The sequence below is a fragment of the Aestuariimicrobium sp. p3-SID1156 genome (assembly GCF_025144225.1).
Classification (GTDB): domain Bacteria; phylum Actinomycetota; class Actinomycetes; order Propionibacteriales; family Propionibacteriaceae; genus Aestuariimicrobium.
The window spans coordinates 105,137-123,815 of sequence record NZ_JALXXB010000001.1 but is presented as its reverse complement, the minus strand read 5'-3'; the positions used below and the strand labels follow the sequence as shown (position 1 = coordinate 123,815).

16 protein-coding genes, 1 tRNA gene and 1 pseudogene are annotated in these 18,679 nt (G+C 65.6%); 10 read left to right on the top strand and 8 right to left on the bottom strand.

Features of this window, described 5'->3' with window-relative positions; translation table 11 throughout:
- Nucleotide 1: 1 nt before the first annotated feature.
- Nucleotides 2-490: a DUF3817 domain-containing protein gene (locus M3G03_RS00560; protein ID WP_259807313.1), complete on the top strand. Its 489-nt coding sequence runs from the start codon at nucleotides 2-4 to the stop codon at nucleotides 488-490.
- A gap of 31 nt (nucleotides 491-521) precedes the next feature.
- On the opposite strand, the gene M3G03_RS00555 is transcribed toward M3G03_RS00560, so the two are convergent.
- From M3G03_RS00555 to rpmH, 8 genes and pseudogenes are all read right to left on the bottom strand, one after another.
- Entirely contained in the window at nucleotides 522-1,517 is a 996-nt protein-coding gene (locus tag M3G03_RS00555; RefSeq protein ID WP_259807312.1) for a ParB/RepB/Spo0J family partition protein, read from the bottom strand.
- Complete coding sequence (locus M3G03_RS00550) at nucleotides 1,517-2,452, bottom strand: ParA family protein (protein ID WP_396121854.1); 936 nt, start codon at nucleotides 2,450-2,452, stop codon at nucleotides 1,517-1,519. The genes M3G03_RS00555 and M3G03_RS00550 overlap by 1 nt, the downstream gene beginning before the upstream one ends.
- A gap of 206 nt (nucleotides 2,453-2,658) precedes the next feature.
- The gene (gene rsmG / locus M3G03_RS00545) at nucleotides 2,659-3,291 is read right to left on the bottom strand and encodes a 16S rRNA (guanine(527)-N(7))-methyltransferase RsmG (protein WP_259807311.1); all 633 of its coding nucleotides are present in this window, start codon (nucleotides 3,289-3,291) and stop codon (nucleotides 2,659-2,661) included.
- Nucleotides 3,292-3,469: 178 nt separating this feature from the next.
- Complete coding sequence (locus M3G03_RS00540) at nucleotides 3,470-4,078, bottom strand: R3H domain-containing nucleic acid-binding protein (RefSeq protein WP_259807888.1); 609 nt, start codon at nucleotides 4,076-4,078, stop codon at nucleotides 3,470-3,472.
- A 159-nt stretch (nucleotides 4,079-4,237) separates the two neighbouring features.
- Nucleotides 4,238-5,320 carry a membrane protein insertase YidC gene (gene yidC / locus M3G03_RS00535; protein ID WP_259807310.1) on the bottom strand — a complete coding sequence of 361 codons (1,083 nt, stop codon included), beginning with the start codon at nucleotides 5,318-5,320 and terminating at the stop codon, nucleotides 4,238-4,240.
- An 85-nt stretch (nucleotides 5,321-5,405) separates the two neighbouring features.
- Nucleotides 5,406-5,633 (bottom strand): annotated as a pseudogene (gene yidD, locus M3G03_RS00530) (membrane protein insertion efficiency factor YidD); the annotation flags it as partial.
- Nucleotides 5,630-6,013 carry a ribonuclease P protein component gene (gene rnpA / locus M3G03_RS00525; RefSeq protein WP_259807308.1) on the bottom strand — a complete coding sequence of 128 codons (384 nt, stop codon included), beginning with the start codon at nucleotides 6,011-6,013 and terminating at the stop codon, nucleotides 5,630-5,632. The pseudogene yidD and the gene rnpA, both read right to left, overlap by 4 nt.
- A gap of 10 nt (nucleotides 6,014-6,023) precedes the next feature.
- A complete protein-coding gene (gene rpmH, locus M3G03_RS00520) occupies nucleotides 6,024-6,161 on the bottom strand; it encodes a 50S ribosomal protein L34 (protein WP_259807306.1) in 138 nt (45 codons plus the stop codon).
- 412 nt (nucleotides 6,162-6,573) lie between these two features.
- Here rpmH and dnaA point away from each other — a divergent pair, with 412 nt between their 5' ends.
- From dnaA to M3G03_RS00475, 9 genes are all read left to right on the top strand, one after another.
- Nucleotides 6,574-8,004 (top strand): chromosomal replication initiator protein DnaA, encoded by a 1,431-nt coding sequence (dnaA, locus tag M3G03_RS00515; protein WP_259807304.1) that lies wholly within the window; start codon nucleotides 6,574-6,576, stop codon nucleotides 8,002-8,004.
- 549 nt (nucleotides 8,005-8,553) lie between these two features.
- Nucleotides 8,554-9,714 (top strand): DNA polymerase III subunit beta, encoded by a 1,161-nt coding sequence (gene dnaN, locus M3G03_RS00510; protein ID WP_259807302.1) that lies wholly within the window; start codon nucleotides 8,554-8,556, stop codon nucleotides 9,712-9,714.
- Between the two features lie 103 nt (nucleotides 9,715-9,817).
- The gene (gnd, locus tag M3G03_RS00505) at nucleotides 9,818-10,756 is read left to right on the top strand and encodes a phosphogluconate dehydrogenase (NAD(+)-dependent, decarboxylating) (RefSeq protein ID WP_259807301.1); all 939 of its coding nucleotides are present in this window, start codon (nucleotides 9,818-9,820) and stop codon (nucleotides 10,754-10,756) included.
- A gap of 22 nt (nucleotides 10,757-10,778) precedes the next feature.
- Nucleotides 10,779-11,987 carry a DNA replication/repair protein RecF gene (gene recF / locus M3G03_RS00500; RefSeq protein WP_259807300.1) on the top strand — a complete coding sequence of 403 codons (1,209 nt, stop codon included), beginning with the start codon at nucleotides 10,779-10,781 and terminating at the stop codon, nucleotides 11,985-11,987.
- A complete protein-coding gene (locus M3G03_RS00495) occupies nucleotides 11,987-12,610 on the top strand; it encodes a DUF721 domain-containing protein (RefSeq protein ID WP_396121853.1) in 624 nt (207 codons plus the stop codon). The genes recF and M3G03_RS00495 overlap by 1 nt, the downstream gene beginning before the upstream one ends.
- 89 nt (nucleotides 12,611-12,699) lie before the next feature.
- Complete coding sequence (gyrB, locus tag M3G03_RS00490; protein ID WP_311197449.1) at nucleotides 12,700-14,757, top strand: DNA topoisomerase (ATP-hydrolyzing) subunit B; 2,058 nt, start codon at nucleotides 12,700-12,702, stop codon at nucleotides 14,755-14,757.
- Between the two features lie 167 nt (nucleotides 14,758-14,924).
- Nucleotides 14,925-17,639 carry a DNA gyrase subunit A gene (gene gyrA / locus M3G03_RS00485; protein ID WP_259807297.1) on the top strand — a complete coding sequence of 905 codons (2,715 nt, stop codon included), beginning with the start codon at nucleotides 14,925-14,927 and terminating at the stop codon, nucleotides 17,637-17,639.
- The gene (locus tag M3G03_RS00480) at nucleotides 17,632-18,477 is read left to right on the top strand and encodes a DUF3566 domain-containing protein (RefSeq protein WP_259807295.1); all 846 of its coding nucleotides are present in this window, start codon (nucleotides 17,632-17,634) and stop codon (nucleotides 18,475-18,477) included. The genes gyrA and M3G03_RS00480 overlap by 8 nt, the downstream gene beginning before the upstream one ends.
- Before the next feature lie 74 nt (nucleotides 18,478-18,551).
- Nucleotides 18,552-18,625, top strand: a tRNA-Ile gene (locus tag M3G03_RS00475).
- Nucleotides 18,626-18,679 lie beyond the last annotated feature (54 nt).

Below are 18,679 nucleotides of genomic sequence, written 5' to 3'. Positions count from 1 at the left end.
GGTGACCTCACCCCACCAGGCCCAGCACCCCGTCGACCCCGAGCGACCGCTCGAGGCAGATCCTGCCCAGGCAGCGGTCGATCCGCTTCCCGCAGGAGCCGAGGAGACCGCTCCCCCGCAGGTCGTCTCCGAGGACAGCATCGTCGCCGACGACCTCGAAGGCATCCGCGGCGCGCTCACCCGCTACCGGATCATGGCCTGGGTGGTGGGCACCCTTTTGGTCGTCCTGGTGTGCATCGGGATGCCCCTGAAGTACCTCTGGAACGACGACCGGGTCGTCACCTGGACCGGTGTTCCGCACGGCTGGCTCTACATGCTCCTGATCATCACCGCTGTTGATCTTGGACGCCGCGTCCGCTGGTCCTGGACGCGACTGGCTCTTATCGCTCTCGCGGGCACAGTTCCCTTCCTGTCCTTCGTCGCTGAGCACTCCGCGACCAAGGACGTACGGGCCAAAATCGCCAAGCTCGAGCGTGATGGGATCGCCTGACACCTGGCCTTATGTCGACAAATAGCTTTGTCTATGAGTTGATGATCCGCAGGATCCGGTCGAGATCGTCTTGATCGCCGAACTCGATGACGATTCGACCGCGGTTCTTCCCGGCCGTCACCTTCACCCTCGTGTCGAAGTGGTCAGTGAGCTCTTCCTGGAGTCTGAGGGCGCGGTCCGATTGCGGACGCGGCTGACGTGACCGGGGCTCGACGGTCCCCTGCTTGCCCAATGCCACTATCTCCTCGGTAGTGCGCACGGAGAGTCCCTCGGCCACGATGCGCTGGGCCAGGCGTTCCTGCTGCAGCGGGTCTTCAAGAGCGAGCAATGCTCTCGCATGCCCGGCCGAGAGGACTCCAGCCGCGACCCGGCGCTGGACCGGGCTCGGCAGCTTGAGCAGGCGCAGGGTGTTGGAGATCTGCGGCCGGGACCGCTTGATCCGGGTCGACAGCTCCTCCTTGGTGCAGTTGAAGTCGTCAAGGAGCTGCTGGTAGGCAGCGGCCTCCTCCAGGGGGTTCAGCTCAGCACGGTGGAGGTTCTCCAGCAGGGCATCGCGCAGCATGTCGGTGTCGTCCGTGCCACGAACGATGGCCGGGATGGTCTCCATGCCAGCGCGGAGGGAGGCCCGTAGGCGTCGCTCCCCCATGATCAACTCGTAGCCGTCCTCGGTGCGACGCACCACGATTGGCTGCAGGACGCCTACTTCGGCGATGGACTGGGACAGCTCCTCCAGGGAATCCTCGTCGAAAACGGTGCGCGGCTGACGAGAATTGGGTGTCACCAGCTTCAGCGGAATCTCGGCATAGGTCGAGCCGTCCTCGAGTGGCGCGGACTCCAACGGTCGGTCATCCGGCGGTGAGGTTTTCCCACGCCTGTTCTGCTCGCGCGGCGCCGTGCCCGCGTGACCGCCTTCTCCGGCCTCCGGCCCGGGTGCTGTCTTGATGGAGCCCTGAGACTCGGCAGCCTCACTGGTGGGCCGGAACAGCTCCCCCAAACCGCGACCGAGACCGCTCTGCTTCCCTGCCATCACTCCGTCCTTCCCGCGTCACGTGACGCCATCTCTGCTGCGGCCTCTCGGTAGGCCAGCGATCCGGCCGAACGCCCGTCGTAACTCAACACCGTCAGTCCATAGCTCGGCGCCTCCGAAATGCGTACAGATCGGGGAATCGGCGTGGTCAGCGTCTCCTCGGGAAAGTGCTGCCTGACTTCGGCGGCTACTTGATGCGCCAGCTTGTTGCGAGTATCGAACATGGTGAGGAGTACCGTCCCCAGTCTCAGGTTCGCGTTGAGCTCACCCTTGACGATGTTGATCGTCTTCATGAGCTGGGACAGGCCCTCCAACGCGTAGTACTCGCACTGGATGGGGACAAGGATGTCGGTGGCCGCGACAAGGGCGTTGAGAGTCAGCAGGCCCAGCGACGGTGGGCAGTCCAGGAACACGTAGTCAACCTCGTTCTCGGCGACGTAGTGGCGGACGGCTTTGTTCAGTCGCTGTTCTCGCCCCATGGCCGAAACCAGTTCGATCTCAGCTCCGGCGAGGTCGATAGTGGCGGGCACGACCCAGAGGTGGCCCTCTTCTGGCGAGGGCACGGCGACGTCGTCGATAGAGGCTCCCTCAAGCAGGACCTCGTAGGTTCCTTCCGTGCCCGGTTCATGATCAACGCCGAGCGCGGTGGACGCGTTGCCCTGCGGGTCGGCATCAATGACCAGCACCTTGAGTCCACCAAGAGCGAGCGCGGCGGCCAGATTGACCGTGCTGGTGGTCTTTCCCACGCCGCCCTTCTGGTTCGCCACCACGATGACGCGCGGTCTCTTCGGGCGGGGGAGTGTCGGTGCTAGCTGGGTTTCACGTGAAACTGCCTCATGCCCATCTCGTTGGTTCTTCGCGGGGGACCCCAGGGCTGGGGCTCCCGACGCCAGAGTGTCGGCCCGGGGTTCCGGCTCCTCGTCGGTCTCGTACATCAGGCGCCGCGGCTTGTCCATCTCTGGTGTTTCACGTGAAACGCCATCCTTCTTCTTGGACTTCTTGCCCATCCAGAACCCTCCCAGTTGGAGCGACAGGGGGATCGCTCATCAACGACAGGAGTCTAGTGGCTCGGTGTGACGCCGGGGGAAGCGCACCGGGCGGGTCGAGTGTTTCACGTGAAACGGCCGCCCAGCCGGGTGCGTCAGGCGGTTCTCCGAACAACAACGGCCTGGGTGGGCTCCGCCAGCTGGTGCGCCCGGATCGACATGACCGTGGCGGACAACCGACGACGCGCGAGCTCAGCGGCATGCTCATTGACCTCGGCCTCAGCCCGCTCGCCCTTGAGGGCGATCAATTGGCCGTGGGGAAGCAAATAAGGCGCGGTCCACCTGACCAGTTTGTCCAGGGGAGCGACGGCGCGACAGGTCACGACGTCGGGGGTGAGCTTCTGCTCCTCGGCCCGGCCTCGAATCACACGGACTCGATCACCCAGCCCCAACTCGGCCACGGCCAGGTCGAGGAACTCAGCGCGGCGCTTCAGGGACTCGACGAGAGTGACTCGTAGGTCTGGACGCAGGATGGCCACCGGGAGTCCCGGAAGTCCCGCGCCGGAGCCGATGTCGACGACGTCGGTTCCCTGGGGGAGCAGCTCGGAGAGCGCGGCGCAGTTCAAGATGTGTCGCGACCAGATGCGTTCAGGTTCACGAGGCCCCAGCAGCCCCCACTCAATGCCGCGCCGAGTCACTATGTCGACATAGCGACTAATGTGCTCGAACCTTGGCCCGTAGACCGCCACAGCGACCTCACGCGCTTGCTCGTCCAGCTGATCACTCACCGAGTACCTCCGCCCCCAGCCTAGAGCGTGTGGGGAGATGGTCCGCAGGTCAACGCCAAGGTCGGCCTCGAGGCGACCGCCACCTCCAGTTCGCGATGACGCCGGAGGAGACAAAGCGGCCGAGCTCTGAGCTGCTGTCAGAACTCGGCCGCAGAATCCGTACTGCGCCACCACCGAATCAGGGGAGGATGATCACCCGACGGTTTGGCTCCACGCCTTCAGACTCCGAGACCAGACCCTCGCTGGCGACGATGTCGTGGACGATCTTGCGCTCGAAGGGGTTCATCGGCGCCATGCGCACCTGCTCGCCGGTTTCCTTGACCTCAGCGATGGCCTCCTTGGCCAGCCCGGTGAGCTCGATGCGTCGGCGCTCGCGGTGGCCGGCGATGTCCAGCATGAGTCGTGAACGGTGCCCGGTCTCGGTCATGACGACCAGACGGGCCAGCTCCTGGAGGGCGTCCAGGACCTCACCGTTCTTGCCGACGAGTTGATCGGTGTCGGTGACGATCGACACGTGCGCCCGGCCGCCTTCGACGAAGATGTCGATGTCGCCGTCCATGTCGGCGATGTTGAGCAGCTCCTCGAGGTAGTCGGCGGCCAGATCGGCCTCGGCGTCCAGTCGCTCGGCGGCCGACTCCTTGGGCGGGGCCTCGACGTCCGCGCCCTCCTCGTCGTCCTGGCCGGCATCGCGGGCCACAGCAGGGGCAGCCAGGGGAGCGGCGTCCGGGGCGGGAACCGCGTCCCGATCGTCTTCTCGGGCCGCCTCGGGGGTGTCGCTGGTGGGCACGTCCACCCGGCTTTCGGGGGTCTGCTCGTGCAGGGGAATGTCAGTCACGATGTCTCCTCGTCAGGGGCCTGCTTCGATTGGGCCCAGGGTCTGTGTCACTGGGACGCCGTGAGCCAGGCGTCAGGGGCAGCTGGTTCACCGGCGTCTGGTGGGGTGGTTCTACTTCTTCTTGCGTGCCGAGCGCGTCTGCCGCACGGGCTGTTGACGCGAAACGACCTGCTTGGTGCCGGTGGCGTCCGTGCGGACGGTGCTGCGGGTGGCGCCGGAGCGGTTCTGGCGGGCGACGGTGGGCTTGGCGGCCGCCCCACCCTCCGCCTCCGTGGCCGTCGCAGTGGTGGTGGGGGAGGGGCGGCGGCCCCGGCGCAGCTTCTCGCGCTTCTTGCGCTCGATCTCATCGGGGTCGAGGCCCTTGGCGCGCATGCGCTCCTGCCAGTCCACGTGGGCAGGTGTGTTCGGCGTGGGGTTGTTGTGGATGAGGACGTACTGCTGGCCCAGGGTCCACACGTTGGTGACGAACCAGTAGAGGAGTACACCGATCGGGATCATCACACCGGTGAAGGCGTAGAAGACGGGGAAGATGTACAGCATCATCTTCTGCTGCTGGGCCATGGGACCGGTGAGGGCCTCCGGCGGCATATTCTTGCGCATCAGCTGCAACTGGGTGATGAACAACACCACGGTCATGCCGATGATGAGCACCAGCGACATCATCTGGGTGGGCCCGAAGCCGTCGGTGAATGGCAGGAAGCGGCCGGCGAGCTTGGCGCCGAAGAAGTCCGCATGCTGCAGCGAATGCATCAGCTCACGGTCATTGCGGAAGAAGGATCCCCGAGGGATACCGCGGGCGGCGCCGTCGAGCACGCGGAACAGGGCCAGGAAGATGGGCATCTGGAGCAGGATCGGCAGGCAGGAGGCGGCGGGGTTGACGCCCTCCTCCTGCATGAGCTTCTGGGTCTCGATGCCCAGCCGCTCGCGGTCGTGACCGTACTTCTCCTGAAGGGCACGCAGTCGGGGCTGGACCAGCTGCATGTTGCGGGAGGCATTGATCTGCTTGACGAACAGCGGGATGAGCGCGGTTCGGATGACGATCACCAGGCAGATGATGGACAGCACCCAGGTGGCGCCGGCGTCATAGCCGAAGACAGGGGTCCACAGCTTGTGGAAAAGGGTCAGAAGACCCGACACCGCCCAGTAGAGCGGCTGGATCATGGCGGAGATGACCCCGCGGAATCCGCCCTCCATGGGCACAGCGAACAACAGGTCAGGAATCACTGCTCACCTCGTGGTTGGGTGTGGTCCCGGCATGGCCGTCCGGGCAGGTCTGGTGGGTGCCCGGGACCGGGTCGAAGCCACCACCCGACCAGGGGTTGCAACGCAGAATCCGCCAGATGGTGAGGGCGGACCCGCGGAACGCTCCGTGGGTCTGGAGGGCTTTCAAGCCGTAGGCCGAACAGCTGGGGTAATACTTGCAGACGTCCCCGTACAGGGGCGAGATGACCGCGCGCCAGACCCGGACGAAACCAATCATCAGCCAGGTCAGCGGACGGAACCTCATGCCGGGCTCCCCGCGCCCGGCTGGGGGGTGCCGAGCCGCTTCAGGCAGGACGAGACCGCACCGGCGAGGTCATCGGCCACACGCTCGGGCTCAAGCGCGGCGGCGGGGAGGGCACGGATGACCATGTGGACATCCTGTGGAAAACTAGGGATCATCGGCGCGACCAGATGCCGCAGCCGACGCTTGACTTGATTGCGGGTGACGGCATTGCCGACTGCTTTGGACACAACAAAGCCCACCCGGGTCGACTCGGCGGCCGGGGGGCTGTGGGACAGGAGCCGTGCGTGCACGACGAGGGTGGGACGCCCCACCCGGACTCCCTGGCGAGTCGTGGCGCGGAAATCGGCCGAGGACCGCAGCCGGGAAGCCCGGGGCAGCATCGCCTGTTCGTCAGGCCGACAGCTCTGCGCGACCCTTGCGGCGGCGAGCCGAAAGGATGCTGCGGCCGGCGCGGGTGCGCATGCGGGCACGGAAACCGTGGGTGCGGCTGCGGCGCCGGTTGCTGGGCTGGAAAGTGCGCTTGGTCACGGCATTTCTCCGTCGTGGTCGTTCGTGGTGGGCCCTCGCGGGCTGTCCGATGTCGGACTCCCGCAGGGCGCGGGAAAGTGGTCACCGCAAGGCGGCGACTGGTCAACGATACGCAATGCTGCCACGCGAGGGCAAACCGAGGATCACCAGATCACCAACGCCGACGAACTACATTAGTGTAGTCCAGCCGACACGCCGGTCACCATCGAATTCCCTGACCCAGCGGTTGCGTAGGGGCGGGGGCACCACTACCGTTCTGGGCAGTCGAACGCGAGCACGACGTGGTGAGCGCCACTGTGGTGGGCGGCCCGGCCATCGGGTTTTCCACACCCTCATCCACTGTGGACGATTCTGTGGAAAACTAGTCGCTCACGCAGTCACTGACGAGTCCGGGAGCGGAGGAAGACCACGCATGAGCCAGTCACAACCCTGGGAGCACCCCGGTGAGTCGACTGTGTCCTTGTCCGATGCCTGGTCCTCGATCCTGAGGAAGGTGGACGCTCCCAGCCGCGCCTGGCTACAGAGCACCAAGCCGCTGACCGTCCACGAATCGACCGTCATGGTCGCGGTGCCCAATGAGTTCACCCGCGAGCGCATCGAGTCCCGTCTGCGCAACCAGCTGGAGGAGTCGCTCTCCGACATCTTCCACAAGCCGATGCGATTGGCCATCACGATCGAGCCCGATCTGGAGCTGAACCTCGAGGCGCCAGAGCCAAAGACGGAGGAGGAGCCGGTCGAGGGCCCCAACTCCCCGGCGTCCGAGGCGATGGACCCGACGGCCCGCATGCAGATCACCGAACTCGACGGCAGCCGCCTCAATCCCAAGTACACCTTCGAGACCTTCGTCATCGGTCCGTCGAATCGATTCGCGCATGCTGCGGCGGTCGCGGTGGCCGAGGCACCGGGGAAGTCCTACAACCCGCTGATGATCTACGGCGACTCCGGGCTGGGCAAGACCCACCTGCTGCATGCGCTGGGCCACTACGTGCGCAATTTCTACACCCGGCTGCGGGTGAAATACGTCTCGACCGAAGAACTCACCAACGAGTTCATCAACGCCATCTCGGAGAACCGCACCGCCTCCTTCCGCCGCACCTACCGCGACGTGGACGTGCTGCTGATCGACGACATCCAGTTCCTGGAGTCCAAGATCCAGACCCAGGAGGAGTTCTTCCACACCTTCAACACATTGCACAATGCCCAGAAGCAGATCGTGATGACCTCCGATCGCCCGCCCAAGGCATTGGAGGCTCTCGAGCCGCGACTGCGCAGCCGCTTCGAGTGGGGACTGATCACCGACATCCAGCCGCCGGACCTGGAGACCCGCATCGCCATCCTGAAGAAGAAGGCGACCGCGGACGGACTGAGCGTGGATGCCGAGGTCCTGGAGTTCATCGCCAGCCGCATTCAGACCAACATCCGTGAGTTGGAGGGCGCGCTGATCCGCGTCACCGCTTTCGCGAGCCTGAACCGCAAGTCGGTCGATCTGGAGGCAGCAGAGCTGGTACTCAAGGACCTCATGCCCGAGGGCGGGGACACGCCAGTCGAGTCGGGACTGATCATCCGTACCACGGCGGACTACTTCGGCATCACCGTCGAGGAGCTCACCGGTACCTCCAGGACGCATGTCCTGGTGACGGCACGCCAGATCGCGATGTACCTGTGCCGGGAGCTCACCGAACTCTCACTGCCCAAGATCGGCCAGCAGTTCGGCGGCAAGGACCACACCACCGTCATGCACGCTGATCGCAAGATCCGCAACCTGATGGGGGAGCGCCGCAGCGTTTTCAACCAGGTGACCGAGCTGACAAACCGCATCAAGCAGGAAGCCAACGGTCGCTGATCGCGCGCCCCTTCTCTTTCCCCCCTTTGCTCCTTACCCGCACGTACTGCCTGCCTTTGCCGGGGCCGCGCAGATCTGACAGCCGTCGGGCAAGCCTGTGTGGTCCATCAAGGAACTCCGCGCGGCCATGAAGCACACCCTGAGAGGCATGTGAGAAACCATCCCCCGATGGTGGACAACCTGTGGATGACGCCGGGACAGGAATGCACATCCAGGACCCGGTCCACAGGCCACCCCCCTCCATCAACTGTTGTCCACAACCCCCGTGGACATGCTCAACTCGCGTATCGCTAGGGGAGACAGGCGTTCTCCACAGAATCCACAGGTGTGACCACCACTACTGAAAGACATCCATCAACCGGGAGTCCCAAGTCTGCGGGTGGGGATGTGTGGATTGGGGATTCGGAAGGTCAGCCACAACCCTCGAGCCGCCATCCACAGGCGAGTCGCAAATGACAGGGCCCGCGATATGATCACTCTGCCGTCAAGCCCGACGTTGTCGTGGGTTCGACGCTCCAGTGCGCACGCCTCCATCCAAAGGGGACCCGAGTGAAGATCCGCCTCGACCGCGACATCATGGCCGAAGCCGTTGCCTGGGCTGCTCGCAGCCTGCCGACGCGTCCTTCCGTGCCGATCCTGGCCGGCCTGCTCATCAAGGCCTCCGATACCGGGGTGACGATGTCGAGCTTCGACTACGAGACCTCGGCGCAAATCGAGGTTCCGGCCACCGTCGTCGACGAGGGTGAGGCCCTGGTCTCGGGCAAGTTGCTCGCCGACATCTCCCGCTCCCTGCCCAACAAGCCGGTCGAGCTCACCAGCGATGAGAACAAAGCCGAGCTGGTCTGTGGGTCGGCGCGCTTCACCTTGCAGACCCTGCCGGTCCAGGACTACCCGAATCTCCCCGAGATGCCGGCCGCCACCGGCACGGTGGAGTCCAACGATTTCGCCAAGGCCGTCGCCCAGGTGGTCGTGGCCGCTGGACGCGACGAACTGCTGCCCGTGTTCACTGGTGTCCGCCTGGAGATTGAGGGCGAGACCCTCAGCCTGCTGGCAACCGACCGCTATCGCATGGCGCTCAAGGAATTGAACTGGAGCCCGGCCAGCACGACTGCGTCCGGGGCTGCCCTGGTGCCGGCCAAGGTGCTCAACGAGACCGCCAAGTCCATGACCATCGGTGAGAAAGTCACCATGAGCCTGTCCTCGGGTTCGGTGGGCGACGGCCTGATCGGCTTCGAGGGCTCCGGCAGCGGCGGCACCCGCGAGATCACCACCCGTCTGCTGGATGGGGAATTCCCCAAGGTCCGCCACCTGATGAACATCCAGCCGACCGTCAGCGTCCGCGCCAACACCTCGGAGATCCAGGCTTCGGTCAAGCGCGTCGCCCTGGTCGCTGAGCGCAACACCCCGCTGCGCATGATCATCGGTGAGGGCCAGATCGCGCTGGAGGCTGCCACCGGCGACCAGGCCCAGGCCTCCGAAGCCATTGAGGCCTCGGTGGAGAACCACGCCGGGGGAGAGCTCGCGATCACCGCGGCCGGTTTCAACCCGCACTACCTCTCCGACGCCCTCTCGGCCGTCGACGCCCCCTTCGTACACTTCTCCTTCACCGCGCCCGGCAAACCCTGTCTGGTGACCGGCTTGGACTCCATCGATGGCGAGCCCCACAGCGACTACAAGCACGTCATCATGCTGATGCGCCTGCCGAACTGATCGAGTTCGGTCAACTGTCTCCATCCCCAGCCCAGCGCGCGGGCAGCGACTAGCGTGATTCACGGTGGACGCAGCACAGCGTCCGGGGCGAAGGGATTGTGCGATGGAGGGCTCGTTCTCGCTGGGCTTGGTGGGTCTGGGCAAGATGGGCGGCAACATGCGCGACCGCCTGCGCAGCGCCGGGCTGACCGTGGTCGGCTACGACCGCAACCAGGAGCTGTCCGACTCCACCGACCTGGCCAACATGGTGGCCCAGCTGCCTGAGGACACACCGCGTGTGGTGTGGATCATGGTCCCTGTCCAGGCGGTCGACTCGGTGCTCGCCGAGCTGAGCGGTTCACTGCGCGAGGGCGACATCATCATCGACGGTGGCAACTCCAAGTGGGTTGATGACAAGCGTCACGCCGAGGAGCTGGCGCCCCAGGGCATCCACTACCTCGACGTGGGTGTCTCCGGCGGCGTCTGGGGCAAGGAACTCGGCTACGCGCTGATGGTCGGCGGGGACAAGGTCGACGTCGAGTACTGCCTGCCGATCTTCCAGGCGCTCAAACCCGAGGGCAACTACGGCTTCGTCCACGCCGGGACGCACGGGGCCGGGCATTACGCCAAGATGGTTCACAACGGCATCGAGTACGCGATCATGCAGTCCTACGCCGAGGGCTGGGAGCTGCTGACAGCGGCCGGCGAAATCGACGATGTGCCCGGAGTCTTCAAGTCCTGGAAGGAGGGCACCGTCATCCGCTCCTGGCTGTTGGACCTGCTCGTCCAGGCCCTCGAGAAGGATGAGGACCTCAGCGACATCAAGGCCTACGCCGAGGATTCCGGTGAGGGACGCTGGACCGTGCAGTCAGCCATCGACCTCGCCGTTCCGGTGCCGGCGATCAGCGCCGCCCTGTTCGCGCGCTTTGTCTCTCGCCAGGAGGGTTCACCGGCGATGAAGATGATCGCCGCGCTCCGCAACGAATTCGGTGGTCACCGCGTGCTGCCCGAGGATGACACGTCGCGCATTCGGCCGGGCATCGGGGACGAGGTCGAGAAGTAGGCCCTCCCAGTAGGGTGGTGGGGTGTATGTCGAGCACCTGAGCCTGAGCGATTTCCGCTGCTATCGCAGCGCGGAGGTCCCCCTACAGGCCGGTGTGAACGTCTTCGTCGGCCAGAACGGCCAGGGCAAGACCAACCTGGTCGAGGCCGTCGAATACCTGTCGACGCTCTCCAGCCACCGGGTCAGCACGGACGCCCCACTGGTCCGCGCCGGGGCCGAGCAGGCCATAGCCCGCGCTCGGGTGCGGGCTGGTCGTGAGGACGCCCGAACCCTGTTGTTGGAACTGGAGATCAACCCGGGCAAGTCCAACCGGGGCAGGATCAACAAGAACCCCCAGCCCCGGGCGCGTGATCTCCTCGGAGTGCTGCGAACGGTGTTGTTCTCACCCGAGGACCTGACGATCGTGAAGGGTGACCCCTCGGACCGTCGTCGCTTCATCGACCTGGTGGTGATCACCCGCTGGCCCCGGATGGCGGGGGTGAAGGCCGACTACGACCGGTTGCTGCGCCAGCGCAACAGCCTGCTCAAGCAGTTGGCGGCTCGTGGGGCCAAACCCGTGGATGAGGATGCCCTGTTCACCCTCGAGGTATTTGATGACCAGGTCAGTCAGGTCGGCGCCGAGCTGCTGCTGGCACGACTGGACACGCTCGCGGACTTGATGCCCCACACCTCCACGTCGTACGCCGACATCGCTCCCACCAACAACGAGGTGCGGGCCAGCTACCAGACCACGCTCAACCTCGAGCCGGAGGCCGACGACCAGCCCGTCACGCGCGAAGTGCTCGCTGCCCGCCTCAAGGCGGCCATGGGGGAGCGGCGCAAGGACGAAATGGCGCGCGGCGTCTCCCTGGTCGGACCACACCGAGACGACATCGTGCTGCAGATCGGCGGCCTGCCCGCAAAGGGATATGCCAGCCACGGCGAATGCTGGTCCCTGGCGTTGTCCCTCAAGCTGGGCGCCTTCGCGCTCGTGCGGGATGACGGCATCGAACCGGTTCTGATCCTCGATGACGTTTTCGCCGAACTGGACGTCACTCGCCGAGAGCGATTGGCCCGGGCCATCGTCGATGCTGAACAGGTGCTGATCACCGCCGCCGTGGGGGCCGACGTCCCCGAGCAACTCGGCGGTTGCCGTTTCCGCGTCAGGGCTGGCGAGATCACCGTGGATGGAGACGGGTTGTCCCCAGGATCTGAGTTGTCCACAGACCTTCTGGACAAGGGAGAGCCATGATGGAGCGGCCCGGGACTGGGCGACAGGAGGGGGAGCAGTCCCTCCCTGTGGACAACGACGCACGTGACGCCGAACTCCTGGCGTCCCATGACCCGCTGGGGATTGAACTTGCCACCAGCATCGCCCACCAGACCGCCGCCAGCAGCCCGGACGTCTCGGGCACCGGGGTGCCCCTTCCGCCCCCACGCGGGGTGAGCGGTCAGGGACCACGACGACGGAGGTCGCAGCGCCCTGAGGGCGTCCAGTTCAGTGGGGCGCGGCCTGATGAGCGAGACCCGCAGCGGGTGGGCGCGGTGCTGGGGAAGGTGATTCGGGAGCGCGGATGGACCACGCAGGTGAACCTGCGCACGCTGCTGGCGCGCTGGAGCGACCTGGTCGGGCCGGTCAATGCGAACCATTCCCACCCGGAGAGCTATCAGGACGGTGTGCTGACGATTCGCACTGAATCGACGACGTGGGCGACCTCCCTGAGGTCGCTGGCCCCGAACCTGGTGGCCCAACTCAACAGTGAGCTGGGAGAGGGCGCGGTGAAGCGGGTGGTGGTCCTCGGACCCCAGGCACCAAGCTGGAAGCATGGCATCCGATCGGTCCGTGGCAGGGGACCTCGCGACACCTACGGCTGAGGGGTGGCAGCGGCTGACTTGGTAGAGTGGAGACGCTGGCCACCTTGCGGTCGGCATGACGAGAGGACCGTTTGGTGAGCGACGCCGGCATGCCCCTGTCCATCGATGACGTCGAGGCTACGGAGGAGGAGATCCTCGAGCAGGAAGCCGTGGTCGAGGAGGAGGTCACCGCTCGCCTGGAGGCGATGGAGGGCTCCGCTGACAGCTCCGTCGCTGCCAACAGCTACGACGCCAGCCAGATCACCGTCCTCGAGGGTCTCGAGGCGGTCCGCAAGCGACCTGGCATGTACATCGGTTCGACCGGTGAGCGCGGCTTGCATCACCTGGTCTATGAGATCGTCGACAACTCCGTGGACGAGGCGCTGGCCGGCTACTGCGACACGATCCGCGTCGAGCTGCTGAACGGCGGCGGGGTGCGCGTGGTCGACAATGGCCGTGGCATCCCGGTCAAGGAGCACCCAGTGGAGAAGATCCCCACGGTGACTCTCGTCCTCACCGTTCTGCACGCCGGCGGCAAGTTCGGCGACGGCGGCTACAAGGTGTCCGGCGGTCTCCATGGCGTGGGTTCGTCGGTGGTGAACGCGCTCTCGAGCACCATGACCGCGGACATTTTCCGCGACGGCTACCACTGGCGCCAGGAGTTCGAGCTCGGCACCCCCCAAGGCGGTCTGCAACAGCTCGAGGCCACCGACGACACCGGCACCACCATCACCTTCTTCGCCAGCCCGGACATCTTCGAGACCACCGAATACTCCTTCGAAACGCTGTCAACCCGCTTCCGCGAAATGGCATTCCTGAACAAGGGCCTGGCCATCAGCCTGGTCGACCTGCGTGATGGCCACGACACTGAGGAAGTGCACTACAAGTACGATCGCGGACTCATTGATTTCGTGGAATACCTCAATGCGTCCAAGGAGGCCATTCACCCCTCGGTGATTGCTGTGGAGGCCCACCGCCCCGAGGACGGCATCGGCGTCGAGGTCGCGATGCAGTGGAACAGCTCGTTCACCCCCTCGGTGCACACCTTCGCCAACACCATCAACACCCATGAGGGCGGCACCCACGACGAGGGCTTCCGCGCCGCGATGACCAACACCATCAACAAGTGGGGCGAGACCTGGGGACTCATCAAGAAGCGCGAGGATCGTGTTTCCGGTGACGACATCCGCGAAGGCCTGACCGCCATCGTCTCGGTGAAGCTCGCCGAGCCGCAGTTCGAGGGGCAGACCAAGACCAAGCTCGGCAACACCGAGGCGCGTGGCTTCGTCCAGCGCATCGTGAACGATCGCCTGGGCGACTGGTTCGAGCGCAACCCCGCCGAGGGCAAGGACATCGTCCGCAAATCCCAGGCCGCGGCGGCGGCGCGTCTGGCGGCCCGCAAGGCTCGCGACATCGCACGCAACCGCAAGGGCCTGCTCGGTGGCGGCGGCCTGCCCGGCAAGTTGGCCGACTGCTCCTCGCGCAATCCGGTCGAGTGCGAGGTCTTCGTCGTGGAGGGCGACTCCGCCGGCGGTTCGGCCAAGGGTGGACGCAACCCGCGCACCCAAGCCATCCTGCCCATTCGCGGCAAGATCTTGAACGTCGAGAAGGCACGCATCGACCGCATCCTGCAGAACCAGGAAGTCGAGGCGATCATCAACGCCCTCGGCACCGGCGTCCACGAGGACTTCGACATCGAGAAGCTGCGCTACCACAAGGTCATCCTGATGGCGGACGCCGACGTCGACGGCTCCCACATCCGGACGCTGCTGCTGACGCTGTTGTTCCGTTTCATGAAGCCGCTCATCGATGCCGGGCACGTGTACCTGGCGCAGCCGCCGCTGTTCCGTCTGCGCTGGACCAATTCCCCGCATGAGCTCGCCTACTCCGATGCCGAGCGTGATGCCCTGCGTGACCGCGGACTGGCCGAGGGCAAGAAGCTGCCCACGGTGAACCCGATCCAGCGGTACAAGGGTCTGGGCGAGATGGATGCCTCCGACCTGTGGGAGACCACGATGGACCCGGAGAACCGAATCCTGCTCCAGGTGACCCTGGAGGATGCCGTGCGAGCGGACGAGATGTTCTCGATCCTGATGGGGGAGGACGTGGAGAGCCGACGCAACTTCATCCAAAAGAACGCTCGCGACGTGAGGTTCCTCGACATCTGATCCAGACCACTGTGGCCTGAACCAGTTGGTGCCACTGTGGATGTGCGCTCGGACAGGGCGGGCCCTGGATGGCCCTTGGGTAACGAGACACCACGGTAGACTGTCAGGGCTGGCCGCAAGGCCCTCCATGCCCTCAACCGGGCCCTGACCAAGGATGCTGCTGACGCATGACTGACACTCCTGACGAGCCGATGGACCCGACCCAGCCCGAGGACGGTGCAGTGGACACCGAATCGACTGTCGACGAGATCACAGCTCCCCAGAAGGGCAGCGTCGAGCAGCGCGACCTGCAGGCAGAAGTCGAGAGTTCCTACCTCGACTACGCGATGTCGGTCATCGTGGGTCGCGCGCTCCCGGATGTGCGTGACGGACTGAAGCCCGTGCACCGCCGCGTCCTCTATGCCATGTTCGACGGCGGCTACCGCCCCGACCGCGGGTGGAACAAGTGCTCCCGCGTCGTCGGCGAGGTGATGGGTCTCTACCACCCCCACGGCGACTCCGCGATCTATGACACCATGGTCCGCCTTGCCCAGCCGTGGGCGATGCGAGCTCCGCTGATCCAGGGTCAGGGCAACTTCGGCTCCCCGGGTAACGATCCGGCCGCCGCCATGCGATACACCGAGTGCAAGATGGCGCCGCTGGCCATGGAGATGGTCCGCGACATCGAAGAGGACACCGTCGACTTCCAGCCCAATTACGACAACCGCGAGACCGAGCCGGTCGTCCTGCCGTCCCGCTTCCCCAACCTGCTGGTCAACGGCTCCACCGGCATCGCAGTCGGCATGGCCACCAACATCCCCACGCACAACCTGCGTGAGGTCAACGACGCTGTCCAGTGGGCGCTGCAGAACCCGGACGCCAGCGAGTCCGAGCTCCTCGAGGCCTGTATTGAGCGCGTCAAGGGCCCCGACTTCCCCGGCGGTGCCCTCATCGTGGGCCGCAAGGGCATCGAGGACGCCTACCGCACCGGCCGCGGTCTGGTCACCATGCGTGCGGTCATCGACATTGAAGAGGACAAGTCCGGACGCACCCAGCTGGTCGTCACCCAGCTGCCCTACATGTGCAACCCGGACAACCTGGCCAAGAAGATCGCCGACCTGGTCAACGCCGGCAAACTCAACGGCATCGCCGACATGCGCGACGACTCCTCCGCGCGCACCGGCCAGCGCCTGGTCATCGTCCTCAAGCGCGACGCCCAGCCGCGCGTGGTGATGAACAACCTCTACAAGCACACCCAGCTGCAGGACACCTTCGGCTGCAACATGCTGGCCCTGGTCGACGGCGTACCCCGCACGCTGCGACTCGACCAGTTCATCTCCGAGTGGATCACCCACCAGCTCGAGGTCATCCAGCGCCGCACCGCCTTCCGCCTGAAGAAGGCCGAGGCCGACGCCCACATCCAGCGCGGCCTGGTCAAGGCCCTCGACATGCTGGACGAGGTCATCGCGCTGATCCGTGCCTCCCGGACGACCGAGATCGCGCGCGAGGGCCTGAAGGACCTGCTCGGCATCGACGACCTCCAGGCCAACGCGATCCTCGACATGCAGCTGCGCCGCCTCGCCGCCCTGGAGCGCGAGAAGATCATCAAGCGCCTGGAAGAGCTCGAGGCGATCATCGCCGACCTCAAGGACATCCTCGAGCGCGAGGACCGGCGCCGCCAGATCGTCAGTGACGAGCTCGCCGAGATCGTGGCCAAGTATGGCGACGAGCGCCGTACCAGGATCATCGCGGCCGAGGGTGACGTCAGCGAAGAGGACTTCATCCCCGACTTCGACATGGTGGTCACCATCACCCATGGCGGCTACGCCAAGCGCACCCGCACCGACCAGTACCGTGTGCAAAAGCGTGGTGGCAAGGGAGTTCGCGGAGCGTCCCTGCGTGCCGACGACGAGGTGCAGCACCTGTTCACCACGTCGAACCACCACTGGATCCTGTTCTTCACCACGATGGGTCGGGTCTACCGCACCAAGGTCTGGCAGCTGCCCGAAGCAGGCCGGGACGCCAAGGGCGGTCACGTGGCCGGGCTCCTCTCCTTCCTCCCGGATGAGCGCATCGCCCAGGTGCTGACCCTGCGCAGCTACGAGGATGCTCCCTACCTGCTGCTGGCCACCCGCCAGGGCCTGGTGAAGAAGTCCGACCTGTCGCTGTATGACTCCCCGCGCCAGGCTGGGATCATCGCCATCAACTTCCGCGACGAGGACGACGAGCTGATCGGCGCCGACATCTGCGGTCCCCAGGACGACGTCCTCTTGGTCAGCAAGAAGGGTCAGGCGATCCGCTTCAGCGCCGACGACGAGCAACTGCGCCCGATGGGTCGTGCGACCTCCGGGGTGACCGGCATGAAGTTCCGCAAGGGCGACGAACTGCTGTCGATGGCCGTGATCGATGCGGACATGCCCGAGGACAACCGATTCGTCTTCACTGTCACCGACGGCGGCTTCGCCAAGCGCAGCCCGGTCAGTGAGTACCGCCAGCAGGGCCGCGGCGGCCTGGGCATCAAGGCCATGAAGCTGCATGAGGATCGCGGCTCCCTGGTCGGCGGTCTGGTGGTGAGTGAATCCGACGAGGTCATTGCCATCCGCAACTCCGGCCAGGTGACCCGATCGGCGGTCGACGAGGTCTCGGTCACGGGGCGCGACACCATGGGCGTGAAGTTCGTTTCCGTTCGCGGTGATGACGCCGTCTCGGTCATCGCGCTCAACCCGGAGAAGGACGAGGAGGTGTCCGACACGGCGGCCGACGCTGCCGAGAATGACACGGACACCGCCGGATCAAGTGCTGCCAACGGGGTCGATGCCGGTACCGTGGAGCAGGATGAGGTCGTCGACGTCATCGAGGATGACGCCCCCGAGGGGGCAGAGGAGGGCACCGACGGTGAGTGACAACCCCCAGGGCCAGCAGGGTCCCCAGGCTTCGCCATTCGCACGGTCGGCCTCCGACCAGCCGCTCTACCGCCAGAACCCTGAGCAGTACTCGGGCGGTTGGGCAGGGGGGCAGTCTCCGGCCTCGGCTCCCCGGTCGGCGGTCTCTCAGTCGTCTGCACCGCAGCGAGCGGACCACCAGCAGCGAGCTCAGTGGGGAGACTCGGAGGCCACCCAGATCCGTCCCCGCAGCACCGACGTGCCCACAGCCCCCCGCGAGGCCCCGTCGCTGGCAAGTGAGCCCCAGGAAGTCGACACCACCTCCGGGTCCGCAGGCGCCAGGGCGGCGGCTGCTGGTGCCGCTGCCGGGGCAGCGATCACCAAGTTCGGTGGGTCCCTGAAGAGCGGCCTGTCCGGCATGCTCGCGAAGTCGGGCGCCACCACCGGCTCGACCGGTGCGACGTCGACCGGCGCCTCACCCACGCGTCGTACCCGCAAGGCGCGGTTGCGCATCGCCCGCATTGATCCCTGGTCTGTGATGAAGACTGCTTTGATGTTCTCGATCGCCTTCGGCATCCTGAGTCTGGTCGCGGTGTGGGTGCTGTGGATGGTTCTGCAGTCCTCAGGTGCCTTCGAATCCATCAACACCACCGTGAACGACCTGATGGGGACGCCCAACAGTCCGTCGTCCTTCGACATGGGTCGCTACATCACCGGCGCGCGCGTCCTGGGCTACACCGCGCTGATCGCCGCGGCTGATGTGGTCCTGTTCACTGCCCTGGCGACGCTGTTCAGCTTCCTCTACAACCTCTCGGCCACCGTCCTCGGTGGGCTGGAGGTCACCCTCGCCGAGGACTGAGATGGGTGCGATTTGAGTGCAACCGGCTGCGTCCGCTAGAGTCTTCCAGTGCTGCCGGACGCGTCCGGCGATGCGGGCCTATAGCTCAGTCGGTTAGAGCGCTGCCCTGATAAGGCAGAGGTCACTGGTTCAAGTCCAGTTAGGCCCACCCCAGCAAGAGTCGCTCGACAGGGCAAACCCCGAGGGTCGAGCGACTTTTTCG